The organism is Variovorax sp. AC103 (assembly GCF_979254005.1).
On record NZ_CEEDFC010000023.1, the window covers coordinates 64,723 to 85,856 of the forward strand.

Here is a 21,134-nt window from a genome sequence, read left to right on the forward strand (position 1 = left end):
TGTGTCTATTCTAATTGACACTTGAGTGTGACTATCAAATATTACAGAGGTGCTCCAGATGAAACCGCTCACGCGCATCGAACATTCGCTCGCCATGGCCGTCTCCCAGGGCGAGGCGCCCGGATGCCCCACCAAGCTGGCCGGCGCGATCCGGCATGCGGTGTTTCCCGGCGGCGCCCGGGTGCGGCCGCAGCTGTGCCTGGCGGTGGCGGCCGCCTGCGGCGACGACGACCCTGAACTGTCGAGCGCCACGGCCAGCGCCATCGAGCTGCTGCATTGCGCGTCGCTTGTGCACGACGACCTGCCGTGCTTCGACAACGCGCCCACCCGGCGCGGGCGCGCCTCGGTGCACTACGCCTACGGCCAGAGCCTGGCGGTGCTGGCGGGCGATGCGCTGATCATCCTGGCCTTCCAGACGCTGACCGCGGGCGCCGCGCGCTCGCCCCAGCGCCTGCCCGCCTTGGTCACCATGGTGGCGCAGAGCGTGGGCATGCCCTTCGGTGCCGTCGCCGGCCAGGCCTGGGAGTCGGAGCCGCGGGTGAACCTGCGCGACTACCAGCGCGCCAAGACCGGCGCTCTCTTTGCCGCCGCGACCATGGGCGGCGCGCAGGCCGCGGGCGCCGATCCTCAACCCTGGCGCGCTTTCGGCGACTGGCTCGGCGAGGCCTACCAGGCTGCCGACGACATCCGCGACGTGATCGGCGACCCCAGCGTGCTGGGCAAGCCGGCCGGCCGCGACCTGGCCTTGCTGCGGCCCAGCGCGGCGACTGAGCTGGGGCTCGAGGGCGCGGCCCGGTACTTCGACGAACTGGTCGCGCGCGCCATCGACGCGGTGCCCGACTGCGCCGGCTCGGCGGGCCTGCGCGCCCTGGTGCGCAACGAGGCCGAGCGGCTGGTGCCGCCGGCATCGCGCGGCGAAGTGATGCGCGCGGCGGCGGCCTGATCCGCCGCCCGCGCCGGAGGCCCGCAACATGCACACCCTGCCGGTGGACAGCCGCCCCGCGGCACCGTCGTGGCGCACGGCATGGGGCGATCGATGGCTGGCCGTGCGCGATCGCCTGCTCGCGAGCCCGGTGTTCCAGCGGCGCGCCGCCGCGTTCGTGCCGACGCGGCCCATCGCGCGGCAGCGCGCCGGCGCACTGTTCGACCTGGTGGCCGGCTTCGTCTATTCGCAGGTGCTGCTGGCCTGCGTGCAGCTGAAGCTCTTCGACATGCTCTCGGGCGGGCCGCTGGCCCTGGACGACGTCGCGCAACGCACGGACCTGCCGCCGGCGTCGGCCGAACGCCTGCTGGCCGCGGCGGTGGCGCTGCGCCTGGTCGAGGCCCGCAGCGGCGGCCGTTTCGGCCTGGGCGAACTGGGCGCGCCCATGGTCGGCAACACCGCGATCGCCGCCATGGTGATGCACCACCGCGCGCTCTATGCCGACCTGGCGGACCCGGTGGCGCTGCTGCGCGGCGACGCGCGCGGCACGGCCCTGGCGAGCTACTGGCCCTATGCCGGGGCGGTCAGTCCCGACGATCTGTCGGGCGACAGCGTGGCCGGGTACTCGGCGCTGATGGCCGCGTCGCAGCCGCTGGTCTGCGACGAGATCCTCGATGCCTATCCGCTGCACGGCCACCGCTGCCTGCTCGACGTGGGCGGCGGCGAGGGCAGCTTCCTCATCGGCGCGGCGGCGCGGGCCCCGGCCTTGCAGTTGGTGCTGTTCGACCTGCCGGCCGTGACCGAGCGCGCGCGCCTGCGCTGCGCGGCGGCCGGCATCGGCGCGCGGCTGCGCATCGAGAGCGGCAGCTTCCTGGCCGATTCGTTGCCCACGGGCGCGGACATCGCGACGCTGGTGCGGGTCATTCACGACCACGACGACGCCGCGGCGCTCTGCATCCTCAACGCCGTGCGGCGCGCGCTCCCACCGGGCGGCACCCTGCTGCTGGCCGAGCCCATGGCGGACACGCCGGGCGCCCAGGCCATGGGCGGCGCCTATTTCGGCTTCTACCTGCTCGCGATGGGCAAGGGCAAGCCACGCAGTTCGGCGGCGCTGCAGGCCATGTTGCGCGCGGTGGGTTTCGTGGAGGTGAAAGCGGTGGCGACGCGCATGCCGTTGCAGGTCGGGCTCATCGTGGCGCGAACAGGCCTTGCGTGATCGAGCTTCTGGATGTGTAATTAAAACTAGACAGTTCAATTAGTAAAAAGAAAATGACACACGCCCTGAATCCAGGTTCTGCGCACCCAAGTTCCGCGAGCCCGATGACAGCCCTGGCCGTGGTGCTGCACAAGCCCCGCGAGCTGTCGCTGAGCCGCCTGGCCCTGAGCGCGCCGACCGACGAGGACGTTGTGGTCGACATCGAATGGAGCGGCATCAGCACCGGCACCGAACGGCTGCTCTGGTCGGGCCGCATGCCCGACTTTCCGGGCATGGGCTATCCGCTGGTGCCGGGCTACGAGTCGGTGGGCGTGGTGCGCAGCGCCGGCCGGCATTCGGGCGGAACCGTCGGGCAGCGCGTCTTCGTGCCGGGCGCCCGGTGCTTCGGCGACGTGCGCGGCCTGTTCGGCGGCGCCGCATCCACCGTGGTGCTGCCGGGCTCGCGCACCCTGGCATGGGACGCCGGCGACTTGAGTGCCGAGCAGGGCGTGCTGCTGGCCCTGGCCGCCACCGCCCACCACGTGAGTTCGGCCGGCGGCGGGGTTCAGCCCGATCTGATCGTCGGTCACGGCGTGCTGGGCCGCATGGTGGCGCGCATCGCGGTCGCCATGGGCGGCGCGCCGGTCGTCTGGGAAACCGATGCCCGAAGGCGCGAGGGCGGACAGGGCTACGAGGTGCGCGACCCCGCCACCGACACGCGCCGCGACTACCGCAGCATCTGCGACGTGAGCGGCGACCCCACGCTGCTGGACACCCTCATCGGGCGGCTCGCACCGAGCGGCGAGATCGTGCTGGCGGGCTTCTACGACGAGCCGCTGTCGTTCGTCTTCGCGCCCGCCTTCATGCGCGAGGCGCGCATCCGGGTGGCGGCGCAATGGCAGCCGCACGACCTGGCCGCGGCCCGGGCGCTCATGCAGTCGGGGCGGCTGCGGCTGGACGGCCTCATCACCCACCGCGCCCAGGCCACCGAGGCCGACAGCGCCTACCGCACCGCATTCGGCGATCCCGCCTGCCTGAAGATGGTCCTCGACTGGAGAAGCTGCCAATGACATCCACCCCCCACGCCATCGCCGAGGGAACGCCGGTGCGCTTCATGCAGCAGCAGGCGCTGCGCGCAGAGGCCGCCATCGAGCCCGATGCGGTGAGCACCGCGCCCGTCACCAAGGAAACGCAGATCATCGCCATCTACGGCAAGGGCGGCATCGGCAAGAGCTTCACGCTCGCCAACCTGAGCTACATGCTGGCGCAGCAGGGCAAGAAGGTGCTGCTGATCGGCTGCGACCCCAAGAGCGACACCACCTCGCTGCTGTTCGGCGGCCGGGCCTGCCCGACCATCATCGAGACCTCGTCGCGCAAGAAGCTGGCCGGCGAGGCCGTCGCCATCGGCGACGTGTGCTTCAAGCGCGACGGCGTGTATGCGATGGAGCTGGGCGGTCCCGAGGTGGGGCGTGGCTGCGGCGGGCGCGGCATCATCCACGGCTTCGAGCTGCTGGAGAAGCTGGGCTTTCACGAGTGGGGCTTCGACTACGTGCTGCTCGACTTCCTGGGCGACGTGGTGTGCGGCGGCTTCGGCCTGCCGATCGCGCGCGACATGTGCCAGAAGGTGATCGTGGTGGCGAGCAACGACCTGCAGTCGCTCTACGTGGCCAACAACGTCTGCTCGGCGGTCGAGTACTTCCGCAAGCTCGGCGGCAACGTGGGCGTGGCCGGCATGGTGATCAACCGGGACGACGGCACCGGCGAGGCGTCGGCCTTCGCGCAGCAGGTGGGCATTCCGGTGCTGTCGGTCATTCCGGCCAATGACGACATCCGGCGCAAGAGCGCCAGCTACGAGATCATCGGCGTGCCCGGCACGCCCTGGGGGCCGCTCTTCGAGCAGCTGGCCGAGAACGTGGGCACCTCGCAGCCGATGCGGCCCCGCCCGATGACGCAGGACCAGCTCCTGGGCCTGTTTTCGGCCGAATCGGTGGGCCGCAACGTGGTGCTGGAGCCCGCCACGCAGTTCGACATGTGCGGCAAGTCCGACACCGCCCGGCCGACGCTCGAAGTGGTCTACGACGACGCCTGAAAGCCACGCCATGACACAGCGCCCCATTTCCATTCCAGTCGTCGCACTGCCGGTGCCTGCGGCCGTCCAGGGCGACGGCGTGGGTTGCCATTCGGGCGCGGATGCGATGCGCGCGGCGGCCGGTGCGGCGGGCAAGTCGGAGACGCTCGCGCAGTACGCCAAGGACTATCCGCCGGCGCCCCATGCCGGCCCGCACGACCAGCCCCAGAGCATGTGCCCGGCCTTCGGCGCGCTGCGCGTGGGCCTGCGCATGCGGCGCACTTCCACCATCCTGTCGGGCTCGGCATGCTGCGTGTACGGGCTGACCTTCACCTCGCATTTCTACGGCGCCAGGCGCAGCGTTGGCTACGTGCCGTTCAACTCCGAGACGCTGGTGACGGGCAAGCTGTTCGAGGACATCCGCGAGGCGGTCCACAAGCAGGCCGATCCGGCGTTGTACGACGCCATCGTCATCATCAACCTGTGCGTGCCCACGGCCAGCGGCGTGCCGCTGCAGATCCTGCCGCGCGAGATCAACGGCGTGCGCATCATCGGCATCGACGTGCCCGGCTTCGGCGTGCCCACCCACGCCGAGGCCAAGGACGTGCTGGCCGGCGCCATGCTCAGGTACGCGCGCGCCGAGGTCATGGCCGGGCCGGTGCAGCCGCCGCGCCCCGGCAGGGCCGACAAGCCTGCCATCGCGCTGATGGGCGAGATGTTCCCGGCCGACCCGATGGTCATCGCCCGCATGCTGGAGCCCATGGGCCTGGCGGCCGGGCCGACGGTGCCCACGCGCGAATGGCGCGAGCTCTATGCGGCGCTCGACTGCGTGGCGGTGGCCGCGATCCACCCGTTCTACACCGCGAGCCTGCGCGAGTTCGAGGCGGCGGGCCGCCCCATCGTCGGCTCGGCGCCGGTCGGCCATGACGGCACCGAGGCCTGGCTGCAGGCCATCGGCACCGCGGCCAACGTGCCGCAGGGCAGGATCGACGCGGTCAAGAACGCGATGCTGCCGGCCATCCGCGGCGCGCTCGCGAAGATGCCGATCAAGGGCCGCATCACGCTCAGCGGCTACGAGGGTTCCGAATTGCTGGTCGGCCGCCTGCTGGTGGACAGCGGCGCCGACCTGCGCTACGTGGGCACCGCCTGCCCGCGCACCGCATGGAACGACGAAGACCGGCAGTGGCTGGAGGCCCGTGGGGTGCACGTGCAGTTTCGCGCCTCGCTCGAACAGGACCTGGCCGCCCTGCACGAATGGAAGCCCGACCTGGCCATCGGCACCACACCGGTGGTGCAGGCGGCCAAGGAGCAGTGCACGCCGGCGCTGTACTTCACCAACCTCATTTCGGCGCGGCCCCTCATGGGACCGGCCGGCGCGGGCTCGCTCGCGACGGTGATCAACGCGACCATCGGCAACAAGGCGCGCTTCGAGGCGATGAAGGCCTTCTTCGGCGACACCGGCGCGGGCCATGCGGCGGGCGTGTGGGAAAGCGCGCACGGCGTGCCGCAGGATCGCCCCGACTTCAAGGCCGACACGCGCCGCCAGGCCCAGAAGGCCCTGAAGAAGCGCAAGGCCGAGGAGATGATCTGATGCTCGTGCTCGACCACGATCGCGCCGGCGGCTACTGGGGTGCCGTCTACGTGTTCACCGCCATCAAGGGCCTGCAGGTCGTCATCGACGGACCCGTGGGCTGCGAGAACCTGCCGGTCACCTCGGTGCTGCACTACACCGATGCGCTGCCGCCGCACGAGCTGCCGATCGTGGTCACGGGCCTGGCCGAAGAACAGCTGGGCCGCGAGGGCACCGAGGCCTCGATGCGCCGCGCGCACGCCGCGCTCGACCCCGACCTGCCCTCGGTGGTAGTCACCGGCTCCATCGCCGAGATGATCGGCGGCGGCGTGACGCCCTCGGGCACCACCATCCAGCGCTTCCTGCCGCGCACCATCGACGAGGACCAGTGGCAGTGCGCCGACCGCGCGATGTACTGGCTGTGGTCGGAGTACGGCCTGAAGCACCCGTCGGTGCGCAAGCCCTTCGGCGAGCGGCCCGCCGGCGAGAAGCCGCGGGTGAACATCATCGGACCGAGCTACGGCACCTTCAACGCGCCCAGCGACCTGGCCGAGATACGGCGCCTGGTGCAGGGCATCGGCGCCGAGGTGAACCTGGTGTTTCCGCTGGGCACGCACCTGGCCGACGTGTCGCGCCTGGACGAGGCCGACGTCAACATCTGCATGTACCGCGAGTTCGGCCGCATGCTGTGCGAAGCCCTGGAGCGGCCGTTCCTGCAGGCGCCGATCGGGCTGCACAGCACGACAGCCTTCCTGCGCGCGCTCGGTGGCCTGCTGCACCTGGACCCCGAGCCGTTCATCGAGCGCGAGAAGCACAGCACCCTCAAGCCGATCTGGGACCTGTGGCGCTCGGTGACGCAGGACTTCTTCGGCACCGCCAGCTTCGGCGTGGTGGCCAACGAGACCTATGCGCGGGGCCTGCGCCACTTCCTGGAAGACGAGATGGGCCTGCCGTGCCACTTCGCGGTGGCCCGCGTGGCGGGCGCCAAGACCGACAACGCCGAGACCCGGCGCCTGGTGCACGAGAAGACGCCGCTGGTGCTGTACGGCAGCTACAACGAGCGCATGTACCTGGCCGAGTGCGGCGGCGGCGGAATGATGAAGACCGCCTTCGTTCCCGCCTCGTTCCCGCTGCCGATCATCCGGCGCCACACCGGCACGCCCTTCATGGGCTACTCGGGCGCGACCTTTCTCATCCAGGAGTTCTGCAACGCGCTGTTCGATGCGCTGTTCCACATCCTGCCGCTGGGCACCGAGCTCGACCGCGTCGATGCGACGCCGGCGCGGCCCGATGGGCGGACCGATGCGCGGCCCGACAGCCCGTGGGACGACGACGCCCGCCAGTTGCTCGACGACTTCGTCGAGGCACAACCGGTGCTGGTGCAGATCTCGGCGGCCAAGCGGCTGCGCGACCGGATCGAGCGCGACGCGGCGCGCGCCGGCGAAGAGCGCATCACCTCGGCGCGCGTGGCGCGCACGCGCGATGCGCTGCGCCAGGGGGAGCCGGCATGAACTGCGTGCTGCCCTTCATGAGAACAAGAACCTGGCGGGCCTGCGGGTCCGCCGCAGAAGTTGTGGCGGCCTGCGGCCGCTTCGATCCCCGCCGCGGGGGATGTGCGCGGTGCGTGGCCATCAGGCCGATACGGAGTAAATACCATGGTTCCAAAAGATAGAGAAGGCTCACTGTCCGGTCTGACCGAGCAGGAAGCCAAGGAGTTTCACAGCATCTTCATGACGAGCTTCATCATCTTCACGTTGATTGCGGTCGTCGCCCATTTCCTGGCTTGGCAATGGAGGCCCTGGCTTCCGGGTGCCGGCGGTTATGCGGCGATCTTCAACGACGCCAAGGATGTCGCGCTCGCGGCGGTATCCATCGGCTTCAATGCCTAGAGGAGACACGACATGTGGCGAATCTGGATGTTGTTCGATCCGCGCAGGACGCTCGTCGCCCTGTTCACGTTCCTCTTCGTGCTGGCGCTGGTGATTCACTTCATCCTGCTCAGCACCGACCGCTTCAACTGGCTCGAAGGGCCGCGAAAGAGCAGTCCGGTCGCAGCGCAGATGGCTCCCATGCCCGCGCCGGCGACGGCACCGGCGGGCAAATAGCCGCTTCGTTGCCTACGTGCGTTCGGAGCGCGGGTCCAGGTCCTTGCAGGTCCATATGCCCCGCATTCCGATCGTCATCCGGACGGCCCTGTGCCGTCGCGTCTTGACCCCGGGGAAATGATCATGGCCATGCTGAGCTTCGAGCGAAAGTACCGCATCCGCGGGGGCACCCTCATCGGTGGCGACCTGTTCGACTTCTGGGTCGGGCCGTTCTACGTCGGCTTCTTCGGCGTCACCACCATCTTCTGCGCGCTGGTGGGCACGCTGCTCCTCGTGTGGGGCGCTTCGCAGGGGCCGACCTGGAACCTATGGCAGATCAACATCGCGCCGCCCGACCTCAAGTACGGGCTGCGTCTGGCCCCGCTCATGGAAGGCGGGCTGTGGCAGCTGGTCACCGTGTTCGCCAGCGGCGCCTTCGTGTCGTGGGCGCTGAGGCAGGTGGAGATCTGCCGCAAGCTGGGCATCGGCTACCACGTGCCCTTCGCGTTCTCGTTCGCGATCCTGGCGTACATCACGCTGGAGATCGTGCGCCCGGTGCTGATGGGCGCCTGGGGCAACGGCTTTCCCTACGGGATCATGAGCCACCTGGACTGGGTGTCGAACACCGGCTACCAGTACCTGCACTTTCACTACAACCCGGCCCACATGCTGGCCGTGAGCTTCTTCTTCACCACGGTGCTGGCGCTGTCGATGCACGGCGGCCTGGTGCTGGCGGCCACCAACCCTGGCAAGGGCGAGACGGTCAAGACCGCCGAGCACGAGAACACCTTCTTCCGCGACACCATCGGCTACTCGATCGGCACGCTCGGCATCCACCGCCTGGGCCTGTTCCTGGCGCTGTCGGCGGCCTTCTGGAGCGCCGTGTGCATCGTCATCAGCGGCCCGTTCTGGACCCGGGGCTGGCCCGAGTGGTGGACCTGGTGGCTCAACCTGCCGATCTGGCACTGATCAACCCAACGCACGCGCCGGACCCGCAGCGTCCCAGAGGAGACATCGATGGCCGAATACCAGAACATCTTCACCCGCGTGCAGGTCGTCGCACCCGCCTACGCGGGCGTGCCGCTGGAGCGCGGCAACAACGAGCGCGAAGGCCCGCCGCTGCACGTGCACCTGCTCGGGCGCATCGGCGATGCGCAGGTCGGGCCCATCTACCTGGGGTGGTTCGGGCTGGCGTCGCTGCTGTGCGGCTTCATCGCCTTCGAGATCGTCGGGCTCAACATGTTCGCCTCGGTCAACTGGGACCCGGTGCAGTTCGTGCGCCAGCTGCCCTGGCTGGCGCTGGAGCCGCCGCCGCCGTCGATGGGGCTCAAACTCTTTCCACCGCTCAACGAAGGCGGCTGGTGGCTGATGGCCGGCTTCTTCATGACCGCTGCGGTGCTGCTGTGGTGGGCGCGCATGTACCGCCGCGCGCGCGCGCTGAAGATCGGCACGCACGTGGCCTGGGCCTTCGCCGCCGCGATCTGGCTGATGCTGGTGCTGGGCTTCATCCGGCCGCTGTTGATGGGCAGCTGGGGCGAGGCGGTGCCCTTCGGCATCTTTCCGCACCTGGACTGGACGGCGGCCTTCTCCATCCGCTACGGCAACCTCTTCTACAACCCGTTCCACATGCTGTCGATCGCCTTCCTGTACGGCTCGACGCTGCTGTTCGCGATGCACGGCGCGACCATCCTGGCGGTGAGCCGCTTCGGCGGCGAGCGCGAGATCGAGCAGATCGTCGACCGCGGCACGGCCTCCGAGCGGGCCGCGCTGTTCTGGCGCTGGTGCATGGGATTCAACGCCACGATGGAGTCGATCCACCGCTGGGCCTGGTGGTTCGCGGTGCTGTGCCCGCTCACCGGCGGCATCGGCATCCTGCTGACCGGCACGGTGGTGGACAACTGGTACCTGTGGGCGGTCAAGCACCATGTGGCGCCGATCTATCCGGCGGTGTTCGCGCCGGTGATCGACCCGTCGACGCTGCCGGGAGTGCGGCCATGAACGCCGACCACACTGCGCAAGGACGGTTCGCCCGCCTGGCCTGGGGTGCCGCGGCCGGCGTGCTGCTGTTGCTGGCCGGCTGCGAGCGTCCGCCGATCGACGTGGTGCAGCGCGGCTACCGTGGCACCGGCATGCAGGAGGTGTACAACCCGCGCACCGTGGAGACGCAGGCCGCCAAGAATGCGCTGCCGGCCGACTCGCCTGCGGCGCCGGCCGCCGGCCCGACGGCAGGCCAGGTGTTCCAGAACGTGAAGGTTCTCAACGACCTGAGCGTGGGCGAGTTCACCCGGCTGATGGTGTCCATGACGGCCTGGGTGGCGCCGCAGCAGGGCTGCACCTACTGCCACCAGGGCGAGAACATGGCGTCCGACGCGGTCTACACCAAGGTGGTCGCGCGGCGCATGCTGCAGATGACGCAGCACCTGAACGCCGACTGGAAGACCCACGTGGCCGACACCGGCGTCACCTGCTACACCTGCCACCGCGGCAACCCGGTGCCGCTGAACACCTGGACCATGGGCGAGCCGCAGAAGGCGGCCTATGCCGGCAACAAGGCCGGCCAGAACGCGCCGGCCGCCAGCGTGGCGATGGCGTCGCTGCCCAACGATCCGTTCTCGCCTTTCCTGGACAAGGGGGAGAACGTGCGCGTGGTCGGCGCGACCGCGCTGCAGAACGGCAACCGGCAATCGATCAAGCAGGCCGAGTGGACCTACGGGCTGATGATGCACATGTCGCAGTCGCTGGGCGTGAACTGCACCTACTGCCACAACACGCGCTCCTTCGCCGACTGGGAAACCAGCGCGCCGCCGCGCGCCGTGGCCTGGTACGGCATCCGCATGGTGCGCGACCTGAACACGCAGTACCTGGACCCGCTCACGCCGCTGTTCCCGGCCGCGCGGCTCGGGCCCGCCGGCGACGCACCCAAGATCAACTGCGCCACCTGCCACCAGGGGGCCTTCAAGCCGCTCTATGGCGCGAGCATGTTGCCCAACCACCCCGAACTCGCGAAGGTCCGCGCGGTGGTGCAGGGCGCATCGGCCCCGGCGGCGGAGGCCGCGACCGCCACCGCGGCCACGGCGTCCGGCGCTGCGGTCGGCTTGCCCGCAGCGGGCGTCGACGTGCTGTTCGCGACAGGCTCCAGTACCGTCTCGCCCGAGGCCGCGCAGGCGCTGGCACCGGCCATCGCAGCGCTCAAGGCCGATGCCGCGGCGCGGGTGAGCCTGTCGGGCTACCACTCCGCGAGCGGCGATACGGCGCAGAACGAGGAGCTCGCCAAGCAGCGCGCCATGGCCGTGCGCGACGCGCTGGTGGCCGCCGGCGTCGCGGCCGAGCGCATCGTGCTCGACAAGCCGCAGTCGGCCGCGGCCAACGTGGCCGGCGAAGACCCGGCGGCCCGGCGCGTGCAGATGGCGGTGATCAAGTAAAGGGCGAGGCGGCGCGGCACTCGCTCGCCGCACCCCGCGCTGGGGGTCAGCCGCTCAGCCGACGAAGGCCTTCATGCGGTCGTACAGCGAGGCGGCGCGTCGCGTCGAGGCCTCGAGTTCGGCCAGCAGCGGTACCACGGTGGGCCCCATGTTGCCGTCTGCGATGTCCATCGCGGCGAGGCTGGCGTTGGAAACAATGGCACCGATCACGTCGGCCGCATCGGCCTGGCGTGACAGCGCTTCGTCGCGCATCGCCTTGGAGAGCGATTGCTCCAGGTGTTCGCGTGCGGCGGCGGCACGCCGGCTGTCGCTCAGGTCGGTGAAGATCAGGAAGAAGCCCAGCACGGACCCGTCGCGCGCCGACACCGGCTCCGCGCGCAACGACGTGGGCAGGCTGGCGCCATGGCCCAGGTCCAGCGACAGCTCGCCGCGCCACGAATGCCGCTCCTGCACCAGGGTGCGCAGCATGTCCCGCACCCGCGCGGGTTCCACGAACCACTGGGCTGCATCGCCGAGCTCGGTGGGCACGTCCGCCTCGGCGCCGCGCCCGATCATCTCGAAGAAGCAGCGGTTGGCGAACAGCGCCCGGCCGTTCGGATCGGCGATCAGCACCGGCTCGTTGGCGTTGGAGACAGTGAGGCGGATTTGCGCGAGCTGATGCTCGGCGATCAGAAAACGCACCGCATTCACCTGCACGATGATGTCGATCAGCGCCGCGCCGAAGGCGCGGGCCAGCGCCAGCTCGGTCACCGACCAGGGCAGGGCAGTGCCGCGCACGATCTCCGACCATGCCGCGAACGAGCGGCGCGGCGACAGGGTCAGCGGGTCGTTGGCGTCGAGCACCGGCTTGGACGGATCGCCGGCCCAGGTCACGCTGGTGAGCTGCTCCTTGCGGAACCACATCAGGTAGTCGGGCCGCGACGACGACAGCCGCACCACGACGACGCCGCTGGCCGTGGGCGTGAGCGAGGCGAGCGACGGCTCGGCCCGCTCCACCGACGCGCAGCTGAAAAGGCCGTCGAAGCGTTGCGCATCGATCCAGCGCATCAGCTCGCGCAACTCTGCATGGTTGGGGGTCTCGCCGGCGGTCAGCAGCTCGCCCTCCTGGAACAGCGCCGCACCGGTGGCCTCCAACGGTTGCAGCAGCGTGCGGGGATTGCGAAACAGCGCCAGGCGCCAGTCGCCCTCGGTCGAGGTGGCCTCCACCAGCCGCTGCTCGAGCCGGCGCACCTGGATCGCGACCTGCGCATAGGCGTAGTTCTCGATGGCCGCGATGCGGGTGGACACCACCTCGGCCAGCAGGTCCGCCGCCGCGCGCATGGCAAAGCGCAGGTTGCGCGCGCTGTAGTGGTGGCAGGCGATCAGGCCCCACAGGCGGCCCTCGCGCACCAGCGACACCACCAGCGTGGCGGTCACGCCCATGTTCTTCAGGTACTGCAGGTGCAGCGGCGACATGCTGCGCAGGTAGCACGAGGACATGTCGAGCTCTTCGTCGTGCCCGGGCAGGCGCTGCGGCACCAGCGGCGAGGCGACGTAGTGCACGTCGGCCAGCACCCGCAGCCGGGTGCGCAGGTACAGCTCGCGCGCGCGCTGCGGAATGTCGGTGGCCGGGTAGTGGTGGCCAAGCAGGGAATCCAGTCGCGGGTCGCGCGCCTCGGCAATGATCTTGCCGTGGCCGTCGGGGTCGAACTTGTAGACCATCACCCGGTCGTAGCCCAGCATGTCGCGGCAGCACTTGACCAGCGTGTCGGACAGCGTGCCGATGTTCGAGGCGGCGCTGATGCGCTGCACCGCGTCGCCCAGCAGGCCGAGCAGCTTTTCGCTGGGCACATCGACCGTCTCGATCGTGGTCCCCGGGCCTACGGGTTCGATCTCCAGCAGCAGCACCTCGCCCGGAATGCGGTGCATGGTGCCCTCGAACTCGCGCTCGCTGCCGTGCACCTCGACGCGGCAGCGCAGCGCTTCGGGATCGGTCAGCCGGCCCTGCGACGCGATGCGGCGCACGCAGCGCTCGATGTCGCCGCCCAGTTGGCCCACGGGGGCCTCCAGCAGCTGCTGCAGCGACACGCCCAGCAGCGCCTGTGCATTGGCGCTGGCCTGCAGCACCCGCAGACCGGGCTCCTGCAGCGCGAGCAGCACGCCGTGGGGCTGGACGGAGCCCGCCAGGTGGATCAGCTCGCGCTCGCAGTTCGTGAGGTCGGCCTTGCCGAACGCGGGGCTGCCGAGCATCACCGGCCTCCTTGCGGCGTGGCGCCGTCACTGCCTTCAATGGCAGGACCGTCGTCGGCGCGTCGGCGCATCAGCGCGAAGGCCTCGCCCGTCATTCCGAGCAACCGGGCCGCGTCGCCGGCATCGTTGTGCGACTGCGCGAGCGCGGCCGACACGAAATGGCGCTCGGCGAGCGCGGCCGCCGCGGCCATGAGCTGGGCGACAGGCACCTGCCCGAGACGCTCGGTCAGATGCTGCATGCCCAGGTTCAGTTCGAGGTGCGAATGCTCGTCGCCGTCGTTCGCGGGCAGCAGATGAATGGTGAAGCCGATGCATTCCTGGTCGCCTTCGGTGAGCAGCGCGGCCGACACCTCGGCCTGGACCAGCGGCGCGCCGGCCACCTTGATCCACGACGGCACCCGGCGCGCGACGCCGTCACGCCGCACCTGTGGCAGCAAGGTGGCCATGGGGTGCTCGGGCGTGCCCAGCCAGTCGACGATCAGGCGGCCCCTCAGCTGGGATTCGTCGTCCAGCCGCACCAGCTTGAGGAAGGCGGTGTTGGCCATCAGCACCCGGCCGCTGGCATCGGTCACGACCACGCCGTCGCTGGTGTCGTCGACCAGCCGCACCAGCGAGTCGCTCAGCGCCGGTACGGGAGGGATGGCATCGACCGCGCGCACCCGCACCAGGAGGCGCATCGCGTCCTCGGCGCGAAAAGGCGTGGCGGCCACGCTGGTGAGCGCCATCCGGCCCAGGAGGCGGGCGCGGATCTCGCCGCTGCTGCCTGAGGCGCGGGCCGAATGCAGCAGCGCCTCGATGCCGAGGCGGGAGCGCTCCTCGAAGCCGGTGGTGACCTGCCGGCCGACCATCTGCTCGCCGGCGATGTCGAACATCTGCGAAGCGGCCTGGTTGACTTCGAGGATGGCGAGCGTGTGGCCGTCGACCACCAGCACTGCATCGGTCGCCACCTGGAACAGCAGGCGGTAGCGGGTTTCGGCCTGGCGCGCCTGCCAGTAGCCGCGCTCCAGCTCCTGCTGCGAATCGAGAAAGCGCTGCTGGATGGCGGCGATGGCGCGCAGGTCCCGGCCGGTGGCCAGCACCGGGCCGTCGCTGCCGAAGCGGATCGCGCAATAGGCCACCGGGATGCTGCCGCCCAGTTGGAACGGATGGCTCACCTCGCGCCGTCGCGCAATGCCGGTGGTGGTGACTTCGCGCAGCATGTTCTCTATCTTGGCGCGCGTGTCGCCGCTCACGGTGTCGACCCACGGGCGGCCGACCCAGTCGTTGGCCAGCGGAGCCATCGGGTCGACCTCGCCCTGCGCGACGTTGCGGATCACGCCCGCCTGGTCGATCACCAGCGCGATGTCGCTGGACAGCGAGACGAAGGTCTTCGCAAGTTCAGGCGCCCAGGCCGCCAGGGCAGCCAGATCGGGAAGTTCGCCGTCTCTGGAACTCACGTCGCGTCTCCTCGACGGCATGGGATGCCGCGAATGGCCGGATTCTAGACATGGAGCCGCGCCATGCGCCATCCTCACAAACGCTCGGATCCGACGCGCTCGCCGGGCGTCAGCGCGCGCGATCGCCGGCCCCAGCTCCACAGCGCTTCGGACGGCAGCGGCAGCACCATGAACCAATGCTCCAGGATGGCCAGCGACAGCAGCGTGGCGGCGAAGCTGAGTGCGGTGGCGTCGAAGCTGCGCACGCCCTCGGCCAGCGCGGCCTGCCATACCAGCACGACCAGCCAGGTCGACACCGCCACCGACACCGGAAACAGCGAATTCATCGGCTTGCGGGTGAAATAGGTCTGCAGGTACTTCAGGTGCGCGGGCAGAAAGTCTTCGTTGAGGTTGCGCACCCCCAGGAAGACGTTGAGCTTGGCGCTCTGCCGCATGACCCACAGGACGGCGAAGGTGAAAAGCCCGGTGGGGTTGCTGCCGCTCCAGGTCAGCGCCACCACCGCCGCCCCCAGCACGATCAGCGCGAACTCATGGTGCAGCAAGGCCTGCAGCGCGAAGCCGGCTCGCCGCCAGCCGCGCGCATCGGGCGGGCAGGGCACGCGCCGCGGACCGGTCACGTACCCCAGCAGAAAGGCCACCTCCTGCCAGGCCCAGACCAGCAGCGCGCAGGTGAAGGCCAGGTAGGCGCCGGTCACGCGCAGGTCGTTGCGCGTTGCGTAAAGGCCCAGCAGCGCCAGCGCCAGCAGCACGGTGGCGCCGCCCATGGTCCAGCGGAAGGTCCAGCGCGGCAGGCCGTTCAGGTACAGGATCACGCCCGTGCTGAACCACCACACGAAGACCGTGTAGAGCATGGGCAGCAGGTACTGGGACATGCGGGGGACTTCGGCGCTTCGGGGGCGCCTACCAAGTCGGCGCCATGCGCGCGTTGTCGGGCAGCGCGTTGGGCTTGGCGCGCATCAGGAAGAGCCGGCCGAACGCAACCGCGCCGCGCGCGGCCAGCGCGGCGCGTTGCAGCGCCCCGGGCACGCCGCCGCGCGCCTTGGCGGCCTCGGTCGCGACCGAGATGCGCCGCAGCGTCTCCAGGCCGGCATGGAAGGCCGGCGCATCGATGTCCAGCGTCAGCGGAAACACCTGGCGCGTGATGTCCGAGGTGATGCGGAACACGGTGAAGTCGTAGGCCGTGGGGTCCAGGCCCATGGCCGCATGCATCTCGGGGCGCTGGTGGTCGCGCACGTACATGGTCGCGAAGACAGCCAGCACGAAGAAGCGGATCCACAGCTTGTTGACGCCCTTGAGCAGCCGCGGGTCGGCCCGCATCAGCAGCGCGAAGGCCTCGCCGTGCCTGAACTCGTCGTTGCACCAGCGCTCGAACCACCGGAAGATCGGATGAAAGCACAGCTCCGGATGCCGCTCGACCTGGCGGTAGATCGCGATGTAGCGGGCATAGCCGATCTTCTCGGACAGGTAGGTCGCATAGAAAATGAACTTCGGCCTGAAATAGGTGTACTTCTTGGCCCGCGCCAGAAAGCCCAGGTCCACGCCGATGCCGAAGTCCTTGAGCCATTGGTTGATGAAGCCCGCATGCCGGCTTTCGTCGCGCGCCATGTAGCCGAACAGCTCCTTCATGTCGGGGTTGGTCACCTGCTTCCTGATCTCGGCATAGAGCACGCAACCCGAGAACTCCGAGGTGATCGAACTCACCAGGAAGTCCGAGAACTCCTTGTAGAGCGCCGGCGGCAGCTGCGCGCAGTTGGCGGCCAGCTCGGCCGGCCGCTGGAAGTGGTCGGTGTTGTTGTCGGCCCGGAACTCCTCCATGAGCGCGTTCCACTGCGCGCGGATCGGCTCCACGTCGATGCGGTCCATCGCCTTGAAGTCGGTGGTGTAGAAGCGCGGCGTGAGCATGGTGTCGCGCAGGGCGGTCTCGGTGGAGCTGCCGGGCGCGCGAGGTGCCAAAGAGGCCGGGGTGGACATGGGATGTTCCTTCAGCGGGTGGCTCGGGTAGCCTGAATGGCCTGGAGAGCTTGCGTGTCGGCCGGGCCGCCGTTCATCAGCCCGGCGAAGGCCGCCGCGTTGGTCGGCCCGAACGAGCCGAGGTCGACGGTGCGGCCCGTGGCCGGGTCTTCGAGCGTGAGCTTGCCGTCGGCCCGCCCGATCATGCGAAACGCAATCTCCGGCCCGATGCCGCGCCGGTAGCGCTCCCGCGCCAGCCCGCGCATGGTGCCGCGCAGGAAGCCGTTGGTCTCGGGGGCCACCTCGTGCACCACGCGGCCGGTGCGCGCGTCCTTCACCCGGATGCCGCCGCTGGCAAGGTCCTCGAACAGGAACTCGCGCACGCTCACGGCCTCGGCCTGCGGCACATGGACCACGCCGATGCCGGTGAAACGCACGAAGCTCACGCCGACGAGCGTGCACAGCACCAGGCTGCCGAGCGCCACGAGCATGCCGCGCGGCAGCGCGTCCGGTGAGCGGGTTTGAGGCGGGGGCTGCATCGTGTTCATTGGCGGGTCCTCAGGCGGTCATGGGTTCCGGCGCGGCCTCGCCGGCTTCGCGGGTGCCCACCGCCGGTGCCACCGCATGCAGCCCGCGGCGCGGAATGCCCGCCGACGCCGCCAGCGCGCCGGCCAGCAGCGCCGCCACTTCGCGCGCCTGGGGCAGCGCGCGCAGCATCGGCTGGGTCCGCTTCACATGCCAGGGGCGCGCATGCGGCCACAGGTGCACGTAGGCGATCTGCGCCTCGTCGTTCAGGGCCAGCGCGATGTCGCCGGTGCCGTCGGCGTTGTGATGCAGCGAGGCCGCGTCGATGGCGCTGTAGGGCAGGTTGAAGGTCACGGTCAGCACGATGCCCACGCGCATGACCACACGGCGGTCGGTGACGGTATAGACGCTGGTGCGTGCCGTGAGCCAGCCCAGGCCGACGAGGGTGCCGATGGCCAGCGCGGCGAGCGGCAGCAGCCAGGCCATGGCCGCGAGCGCGTCGAGCGCGCCGCCGCCGCCGGCCAGCGTGTTGGCGCCGCGCCACACGATGAGCACCGCGAAGTACACCGCCAGTCCGCGCACGTGCAGGGCGCTGCGGGTCATGCGCTTCCAGTCGGGCGAGCCTTGCCAGAGCAGGCGCTCGCGTGCGGGCAGCTTCTCGGGCAGGCCGTAGGCCGGCTCGAAGTCGTGGTCGTCGCCGGGCGGCGTGAGGTTGGCGGCCTTCACAGCAGCGGCTCCTGGCGTTGCGGCGTCGCGTAGAGCGTGCCGCCGCCGTAGTAGGCCATGACCTTGTCTTCCTCGAGCAGCGTGATCTGCTCGGGCAGTCGCGTGCCGGGCACGAAGGCGAACTGGGTGCTGAGAATGGACTGCACCCGGACCCGGTGTTTCTCGACCTTCGCGAAGTTCATCGGCAACAGCACGCGCCGCGGCCCGGCCTCGCCCGGCACCTCGAGCTCGAGGTAGCGGAAGACGGCCTCGGCGCGGTCCACCCACAGGTCGACGACGTCGCCGCCCACGAGGCCGTCAGCGCCGAAGACGGGCATGCCCACGGGGTTGGGGTCTTTCCTCGACAGGCCGAAGCCGGGCGCGTGGCGCAGCGGCACGATGCGCAGTTCGTCGTCGATGGTGGTGTCGGCAATGTCCGCGCGCTGCGCCCAGGCGCCCGGGCCGATGCCGTCGCGCATCGGGTTGCCGGTGGGCTCCAGCGGCGCGCCCAGCCAGGCGCCGAGGGGCTCGGCCGCCAGGTCTCGCTCTTCGCGCAACCGGTTGGGCGCCTGCACCGTGCGGCCGTCGCGCAGCAGGAAGGTCTTGGGGCTGGGCACGGCCGGAAAGCCCTGCACGTCGATGTGCCCGGAGCGGTCGCTCTCCAGCGGATAGCCCTCCCGCTTGTTCTCCCGGTGAAGGTAGTAGATGAGACCCGCGAAGAAGATCCAGAACATGTAGAGCACGATCTGCGCGACGTCGATGTAACCGGTAATGGCTCCGTTTCCCATGGTGTGTCTCCTTCGTGTGAGGGTGCGTGGCCCGGCGCCTGGCCGTCAGCCCGGAAACTCGGTCAGGCCGAACTTGCCCGGCCTGGTGGCGGCGTCGGCGTCCGCAGCGGGCGGTCGCCGGTTGCGCGGCGTGCGCACCAGCGGGCCGATCGCAATGAGCGTCGCGAACAGCAGCACGATCTCGATGTAGTACACGACGCTGTAGCCGATGGACGGCGCCGACATCACCGCGCCCAGCGTGCCGTGCGACGCCAGGTAGGTGATGCCGTCGCGCAGCCAGCCGCCCAGCCCGATCGCCAGGCCGCCGGCCGAGGCCTGCACCGCGCCCCAGGCGCCCAGCGCGAGGCCGTTGCGCGCGCCCGTGTCGTGGCCCATGGCTGCGGTGAGCGTGGCCACCGAGAACAGGCCGCCGCCGAAGCCGATCAGCAGCGCGCCGATGCGGAACATCAGCTGCGAGCCCACCGGGTCGGCGAACACCACCGCCGCGAAGGCGAAGATGCCGACCACCACGCCGATGGAGGCCAGCCGGTGCGGCTCGCCGCCATGGAGGAACCAGCGCGCGGCCAGCACGAAGGCCGCCAGCGCGCCGCAGGCGATCATCGCGGTGAGCTGCGTGGTCGAGGCCACCGCCATGTGCATGATCTCGCCGCCGTAGGGCTCCAGCAGCACGTCCTGCATGCTGAAGCCGGCGCTCCCCAGGCCCACCGCGACCAGCAGGCGCGCCGAACGCCCGCCCTGCACGAAGGCACGCCACGAGTCGCGGAACGAAGGCCGCGGCTCGCCCGGCGTCGCCGCGGTGCGCGAAGGCACGCGCGCCTCCTGCTTCCACAGCGCGATGAGGTTCAGCACCATGGTGAGCAGCGCCGCGCCTTGAATCACCTGGATCAGCTTGACCTGCTTGAACTCCTGCAGCAGGGCGCCGAAGCCCAGCGCGCTCACCATGGTTCCCACCAGCAGCATCACGTAGAGCAGCGCCACCACGCGCGGCCGGTTCTCCGGCGTGGCCAGGTCGGTGGCCAGGGCGAGTCCGCCGGTCTGGGTGGTGTGCAGGCCCGCGCCGACCAGCAGGAACGCGATGGCCGCGCCGATCTGCCCGTAGATCACCGGCCCGTTGGTGTCGCCGGACAGCACGATCAGCGCGAACGGCATGATCGCCAGCCCGCCGAACTGCATGAGCGTGCCCATCCAGATGTAGGGCACGCGCTTCCAGCCGAGGGCCGAGCGGTGGTGGTCCGAGCGAAAGCCCACCAGGGCCCGCATCGGCGCGAAGATCAGCGGCAGCGCGATCATGGTGGACACCAGCCATGCCGGCACGTTGAGCTCCACGATCATCACCCGGTTCAGCGTGCCGTTGAGCAGGGCCAGCGCCATGCCCACCGTCACCTGGAACAGCGACAGCCGCAGCAGCCGGCCCAGCGGCAGCTCGCGCGTGGCCACGTCCGCGAAGGGCAGGAAGCGCGTGGCGATCAGGCTCCACTTGCTGGCCACGCGGTCGTTCAGGCGGGTGATCGTGTTCATGCGCGCACCATCTCCAGGGCCTGCGAGGTGTAGAAGCCGCTGGCCACCCGCTGCGTGCGGCCGCGGTGCCAGGGGGCCAGCAGCGGCTCGGCGGCGATCAGGCGGTGCAGCGACTTTTCGGCCACAGGCTCGATCCACGGTGCGCGGTTGCCGCGCGGAAACAGCCGGCCCGCCGCCCGAAAGACGATCAGCGCCGGATTGCTGGGCGCGAAGGTGAAGAGCACCGCGCGGTCGGCCCGCTGGGCCAGGCCCGCCAGCACCCGCACCGCATCGGGCGTGCGGTAGTGGATGAGCGAGTCCATGCCCACGATGTAGTCGAAGCGTCCCAGTGCCGGGTCGAGCATGTCGCCCGCACGAAAGTCGATGCGGCCCGCGCCCTCGGCGCGCGTGCCGCCGATCAGCGCCGCCGGTTGGCGCTCCCGCGCCAGTGCCACCAGCGTAGGCGACAGGTCGATCGCCACCACGCGCGCGCCCCGGCGTGCGGCCTCCACCGCCAGCGCGCCGGTGCCGCAGCCCGCATCGAGCAGCCGCATGCCGTGCAGGTCCGCGGGCAGCCAGTCGAGCAGGGTTTGGCGCATGCGGTCGCGCCCGGCGCGCACGCTGGCGCGGATGCGCCCGACCGGCGCGTCCGAGGTGAGCCGTGCCCAGGCCTGGGCGGCGGTGCGGTCGAAGTAGGTTTCGATCTCGCCGCGTCTTTGCAGGTAGCTGACGTTCGCCATGGC

At 70.2% G+C, this 21,134-nt stretch carries 20 protein-coding genes; 11 read left to right on the top strand and 9 right to left on the bottom strand.

The features are described from left to right. The first annotated feature begins 58 nt into the window (after positions 1-58). The 11 genes from AC0IYU_RS27405 (at position 59) to pufC (ending at position 11,261) form a co-directional block, all read left to right on the top strand. Positions 59-943 carry a polyprenyl synthetase family protein gene (locus AC0IYU_RS27405; protein WP_472123550.1) on the top strand — a complete coding sequence of 295 codons (885 nt, stop codon included), beginning with the start codon at positions 59-61 and terminating at the stop codon, positions 941-943. Positions 944-971: 28 nt separating this feature from the next. Next, on the top strand, positions 972-2,138 hold the full coding sequence (locus AC0IYU_RS27410) for a methyltransferase (protein WP_472123553.1): 1,167 nt from the start codon (positions 972-974) through the stop codon (positions 2,136-2,138). A gap of 104 nt (positions 2,139-2,242) precedes the next feature. Beyond that, positions 2,243-3,187 (top strand): chlorophyll synthesis pathway protein BchC, encoded by a 945-nt coding sequence (gene bchC, locus AC0IYU_RS27415; RefSeq protein ID WP_472123556.1) that lies wholly within the window; start codon positions 2,243-2,245, stop codon positions 3,185-3,187. Next, complete coding sequence (locus AC0IYU_RS27420) at positions 3,184-4,206, top strand: chlorophyllide a reductase iron protein subunit X (protein ID WP_472123559.1); 1,023 nt, start codon at positions 3,184-3,186, stop codon at positions 4,204-4,206. Before bchC ends, AC0IYU_RS27420 begins: the two co-directional genes overlap by 4 nt. A gap of 10 nt (positions 4,207-4,216) precedes the next feature. Next, positions 4,217-5,776, top strand: coding sequence for a chlorophyllide a reductase subunit Y (gene bchY, locus AC0IYU_RS27425; protein WP_472123562.1), 1,560 nt, complete (start codon positions 4,217-4,219; stop codon positions 5,774-5,776). Next, a complete protein-coding gene (gene bchZ, locus AC0IYU_RS27430) occupies positions 5,776-7,266 on the top strand; it encodes a chlorophyllide a reductase subunit Z (protein ID WP_472123565.1) in 1,491 nt (496 codons plus the stop codon). The genes bchY and bchZ overlap by 1 nt, the downstream gene beginning before the upstream one ends. Before the next feature lie 144 nt (positions 7,267-7,410). Further along, positions 7,411-7,644 (top strand): light-harvesting antenna LH1, beta subunit, encoded by a 234-nt coding sequence (gene pufB / locus AC0IYU_RS27435; RefSeq protein WP_472123568.1) that lies wholly within the window; start codon positions 7,411-7,413, stop codon positions 7,642-7,644. Positions 7,645-7,656: 12 nt separating this feature from the next. Beyond that, the gene (gene pufA, locus AC0IYU_RS27440) at positions 7,657-7,860 is read left to right on the top strand and encodes a light-harvesting antenna LH1, alpha subunit (protein WP_435446490.1); all 204 of its coding nucleotides are present in this window, start codon (positions 7,657-7,659) and stop codon (positions 7,858-7,860) included. Positions 7,861-7,983: 123 nt separating this feature from the next. Then, entirely contained in the window at positions 7,984-8,808 is an 825-nt protein-coding gene (pufL, locus tag AC0IYU_RS27445; RefSeq protein WP_472123571.1) for a photosynthetic reaction center subunit L, read from the top strand. A 48-nt stretch (positions 8,809-8,856) separates the two neighbouring features. Then, entirely contained in the window at positions 8,857-9,837 is a 981-nt protein-coding gene (gene pufM / locus AC0IYU_RS27450; protein WP_435446492.1) for a photosynthetic reaction center subunit M, read from the top strand. Then, positions 9,834-11,261, top strand: coding sequence for a photosynthetic reaction center cytochrome PufC (gene pufC, locus AC0IYU_RS27455; RefSeq protein ID WP_472123574.1), 1,428 nt, complete (start codon positions 9,834-9,836; stop codon positions 11,259-11,261). The genes pufM and pufC overlap by 4 nt, the downstream gene beginning before the upstream one ends. 54 nt (positions 11,262-11,315) lie before the next feature. Here pufC and AC0IYU_RS27460 read toward each other — a convergent pair whose 3' ends face one another. The 9 genes from AC0IYU_RS27460 to bchM form a co-directional block, all read right to left on the bottom strand. Next, a complete protein-coding gene (locus AC0IYU_RS27460) occupies positions 11,316-13,490 on the bottom strand; it encodes a GAF domain-containing protein (RefSeq protein WP_472123577.1) in 2,175 nt (724 codons plus the stop codon). After that, positions 13,490-14,926: a transcriptional regulator PpsR gene (gene ppsR / locus AC0IYU_RS27465; RefSeq protein WP_472123580.1), complete on the bottom strand. Its 1,437-nt coding sequence runs from the start codon at positions 14,924-14,926 to the stop codon at positions 13,490-13,492. The genes AC0IYU_RS27460 and ppsR overlap by 1 nt, the downstream gene beginning before the upstream one ends. Positions 14,927-15,000: 74 nt before the next feature. Continuing rightward, the gene (gene puhE / locus AC0IYU_RS27470; RefSeq protein ID WP_472123582.1) at positions 15,001-15,798 is read right to left on the bottom strand and encodes a putative photosynthetic complex assembly protein PuhE; all 798 of its coding nucleotides are present in this window, start codon (positions 15,796-15,798) and stop codon (positions 15,001-15,003) included. A 28-nt stretch (positions 15,799-15,826) separates the two neighbouring features. Next, a complete protein-coding gene (acsF, locus tag AC0IYU_RS27475) occupies positions 15,827-16,897 on the bottom strand; it encodes a magnesium-protoporphyrin IX monomethyl ester (oxidative) cyclase (protein WP_472123585.1) in 1,071 nt (356 codons plus the stop codon). 11 nt (positions 16,898-16,908) lie between these two features. Continuing rightward, the gene (gene puhC, locus AC0IYU_RS27480) at positions 16,909-17,424 is read right to left on the bottom strand and encodes a photosynthetic complex assembly protein PuhC (RefSeq protein WP_472123588.1); all 516 of its coding nucleotides are present in this window, start codon (positions 17,422-17,424) and stop codon (positions 16,909-16,911) included. A 10-nt stretch (positions 17,425-17,434) separates the two neighbouring features. Next, positions 17,435-18,127 (bottom strand): photosynthetic complex putative assembly protein PuhB, encoded by a 693-nt coding sequence (puhB, locus tag AC0IYU_RS27485; protein ID WP_472123591.1) that lies wholly within the window; start codon positions 18,125-18,127, stop codon positions 17,435-17,437. Next, positions 18,124-18,894, bottom strand: a complete 771-nt coding sequence (gene puhA / locus AC0IYU_RS27490; protein ID WP_472123594.1) for a photosynthetic reaction center subunit H — start codon at positions 18,892-18,894, stop codon at positions 18,124-18,126. The genes puhB and puhA overlap by 4 nt, the downstream gene beginning before the upstream one ends. 45 nt (positions 18,895-18,939) lie before the next feature. Then, the gene (locus AC0IYU_RS27495; protein WP_472123596.1) at positions 18,940-20,412 is read right to left on the bottom strand and encodes a BCD family MFS transporter; all 1,473 of its coding nucleotides are present in this window, start codon (positions 20,410-20,412) and stop codon (positions 18,940-18,942) included. Then, positions 20,409-21,131 carry a magnesium protoporphyrin IX methyltransferase gene (gene bchM, locus AC0IYU_RS27500; protein ID WP_472123599.1) on the bottom strand — a complete coding sequence of 241 codons (723 nt, stop codon included), beginning with the start codon at positions 21,129-21,131 and terminating at the stop codon, positions 20,409-20,411. The genes AC0IYU_RS27495 and bchM overlap by 4 nt, the downstream gene beginning before the upstream one ends. Between the last annotated feature and the right edge of the window lie 3 nt (positions 21,132-21,134).

Excerpts from the sequence above, each read along its gene's own strand:
- puhE (WP_472123582.1), bottom strand. The coding sequence starts at position 15,798 with ATGTCCCAGTACCTGCTGCCCATGCTCTACACGGTCTTCGTGTGGTGG.
- AC0IYU_RS27405 (WP_472123550.1), top strand. The coding sequence starts at position 59 with ATGAAACCGCTCACGCGCATCGAACATTCGCTCGCCATGGCCGTCTCC.
- pufB (WP_472123568.1), top strand. The coding sequence starts at position 7,411 with ATGGTTCCAAAAGATAGAGAAGGCTCACTGTCCGGTCTGACCGAGCAG.
- pufL (WP_472123571.1), top strand. The coding sequence starts at position 7,984 with ATGGCCATGCTGAGCTTCGAGCGAAAGTACCGCATCCGCGGGGGCACC.
- AC0IYU_RS27495 (WP_472123596.1), bottom strand. The coding sequence starts at position 20,412 with ATGAACACGATCACCCGCCTGAACGACCGCGTGGCCAGCAAGTGGAGC.
- AC0IYU_RS27420 (WP_472123559.1), top strand. The coding sequence starts at position 3,184 with ATGACATCCACCCCCCACGCCATCGCCGAGGGAACGCCGGTGCGCTTC.
- puhA (WP_472123594.1), bottom strand. The coding sequence starts at position 18,894 with ATGGGAAACGGAGCCATTACCGGTTACATCGACGTCGCGCAGATCGTG.
- pufC (WP_472123574.1), top strand. The coding sequence starts at position 9,834 with ATGAACGCCGACCACACTGCGCAAGGACGGTTCGCCCGCCTGGCCTGG.
- pufM (WP_435446492.1), top strand. The coding sequence starts at position 8,857 with ATGGCCGAATACCAGAACATCTTCACCCGCGTGCAGGTCGTCGCACCC.
- AC0IYU_RS27460 (WP_472123577.1), bottom strand. The coding sequence starts at position 13,490 with ATGCTCGGCAGCCCCGCGTTCGGCAAGGCCGACCTCACGAACTGCGAG.
- pufA (WP_435446490.1), top strand. The coding sequence starts at position 7,657 with ATGTGGCGAATCTGGATGTTGTTCGATCCGCGCAGGACGCTCGTCGCC.
- bchM (WP_472123599.1), bottom strand. The coding sequence starts at position 21,131 with ATGGCGAACGTCAGCTACCTGCAAAGACGCGGCGAGATCGAAACCTAC.
- bchZ (WP_472123565.1), top strand. The coding sequence starts at position 5,776 with ATGCTCGTGCTCGACCACGATCGCGCCGGCGGCTACTGGGGTGCCGTC.
- AC0IYU_RS27410 (WP_472123553.1), top strand. The coding sequence starts at position 972 with ATGCACACCCTGCCGGTGGACAGCCGCCCCGCGGCACCGTCGTGGCGC.
- puhC (WP_472123588.1), bottom strand. The coding sequence starts at position 17,424 with ATGAACACGATGCAGCCCCCGCCTCAAACCCGCTCACCGGACGCGCTG.
- bchY (WP_472123562.1), top strand. The coding sequence starts at position 4,217 with ATGACACAGCGCCCCATTTCCATTCCAGTCGTCGCACTGCCGGTGCCT.
- acsF (WP_472123585.1), bottom strand. The coding sequence starts at position 16,897 with ATGTCCACCCCGGCCTCTTTGGCACCTCGCGCGCCCGGCAGCTCCACC.
- bchC (WP_472123556.1), top strand. The coding sequence starts at position 2,243 with ATGACAGCCCTGGCCGTGGTGCTGCACAAGCCCCGCGAGCTGTCGCTG.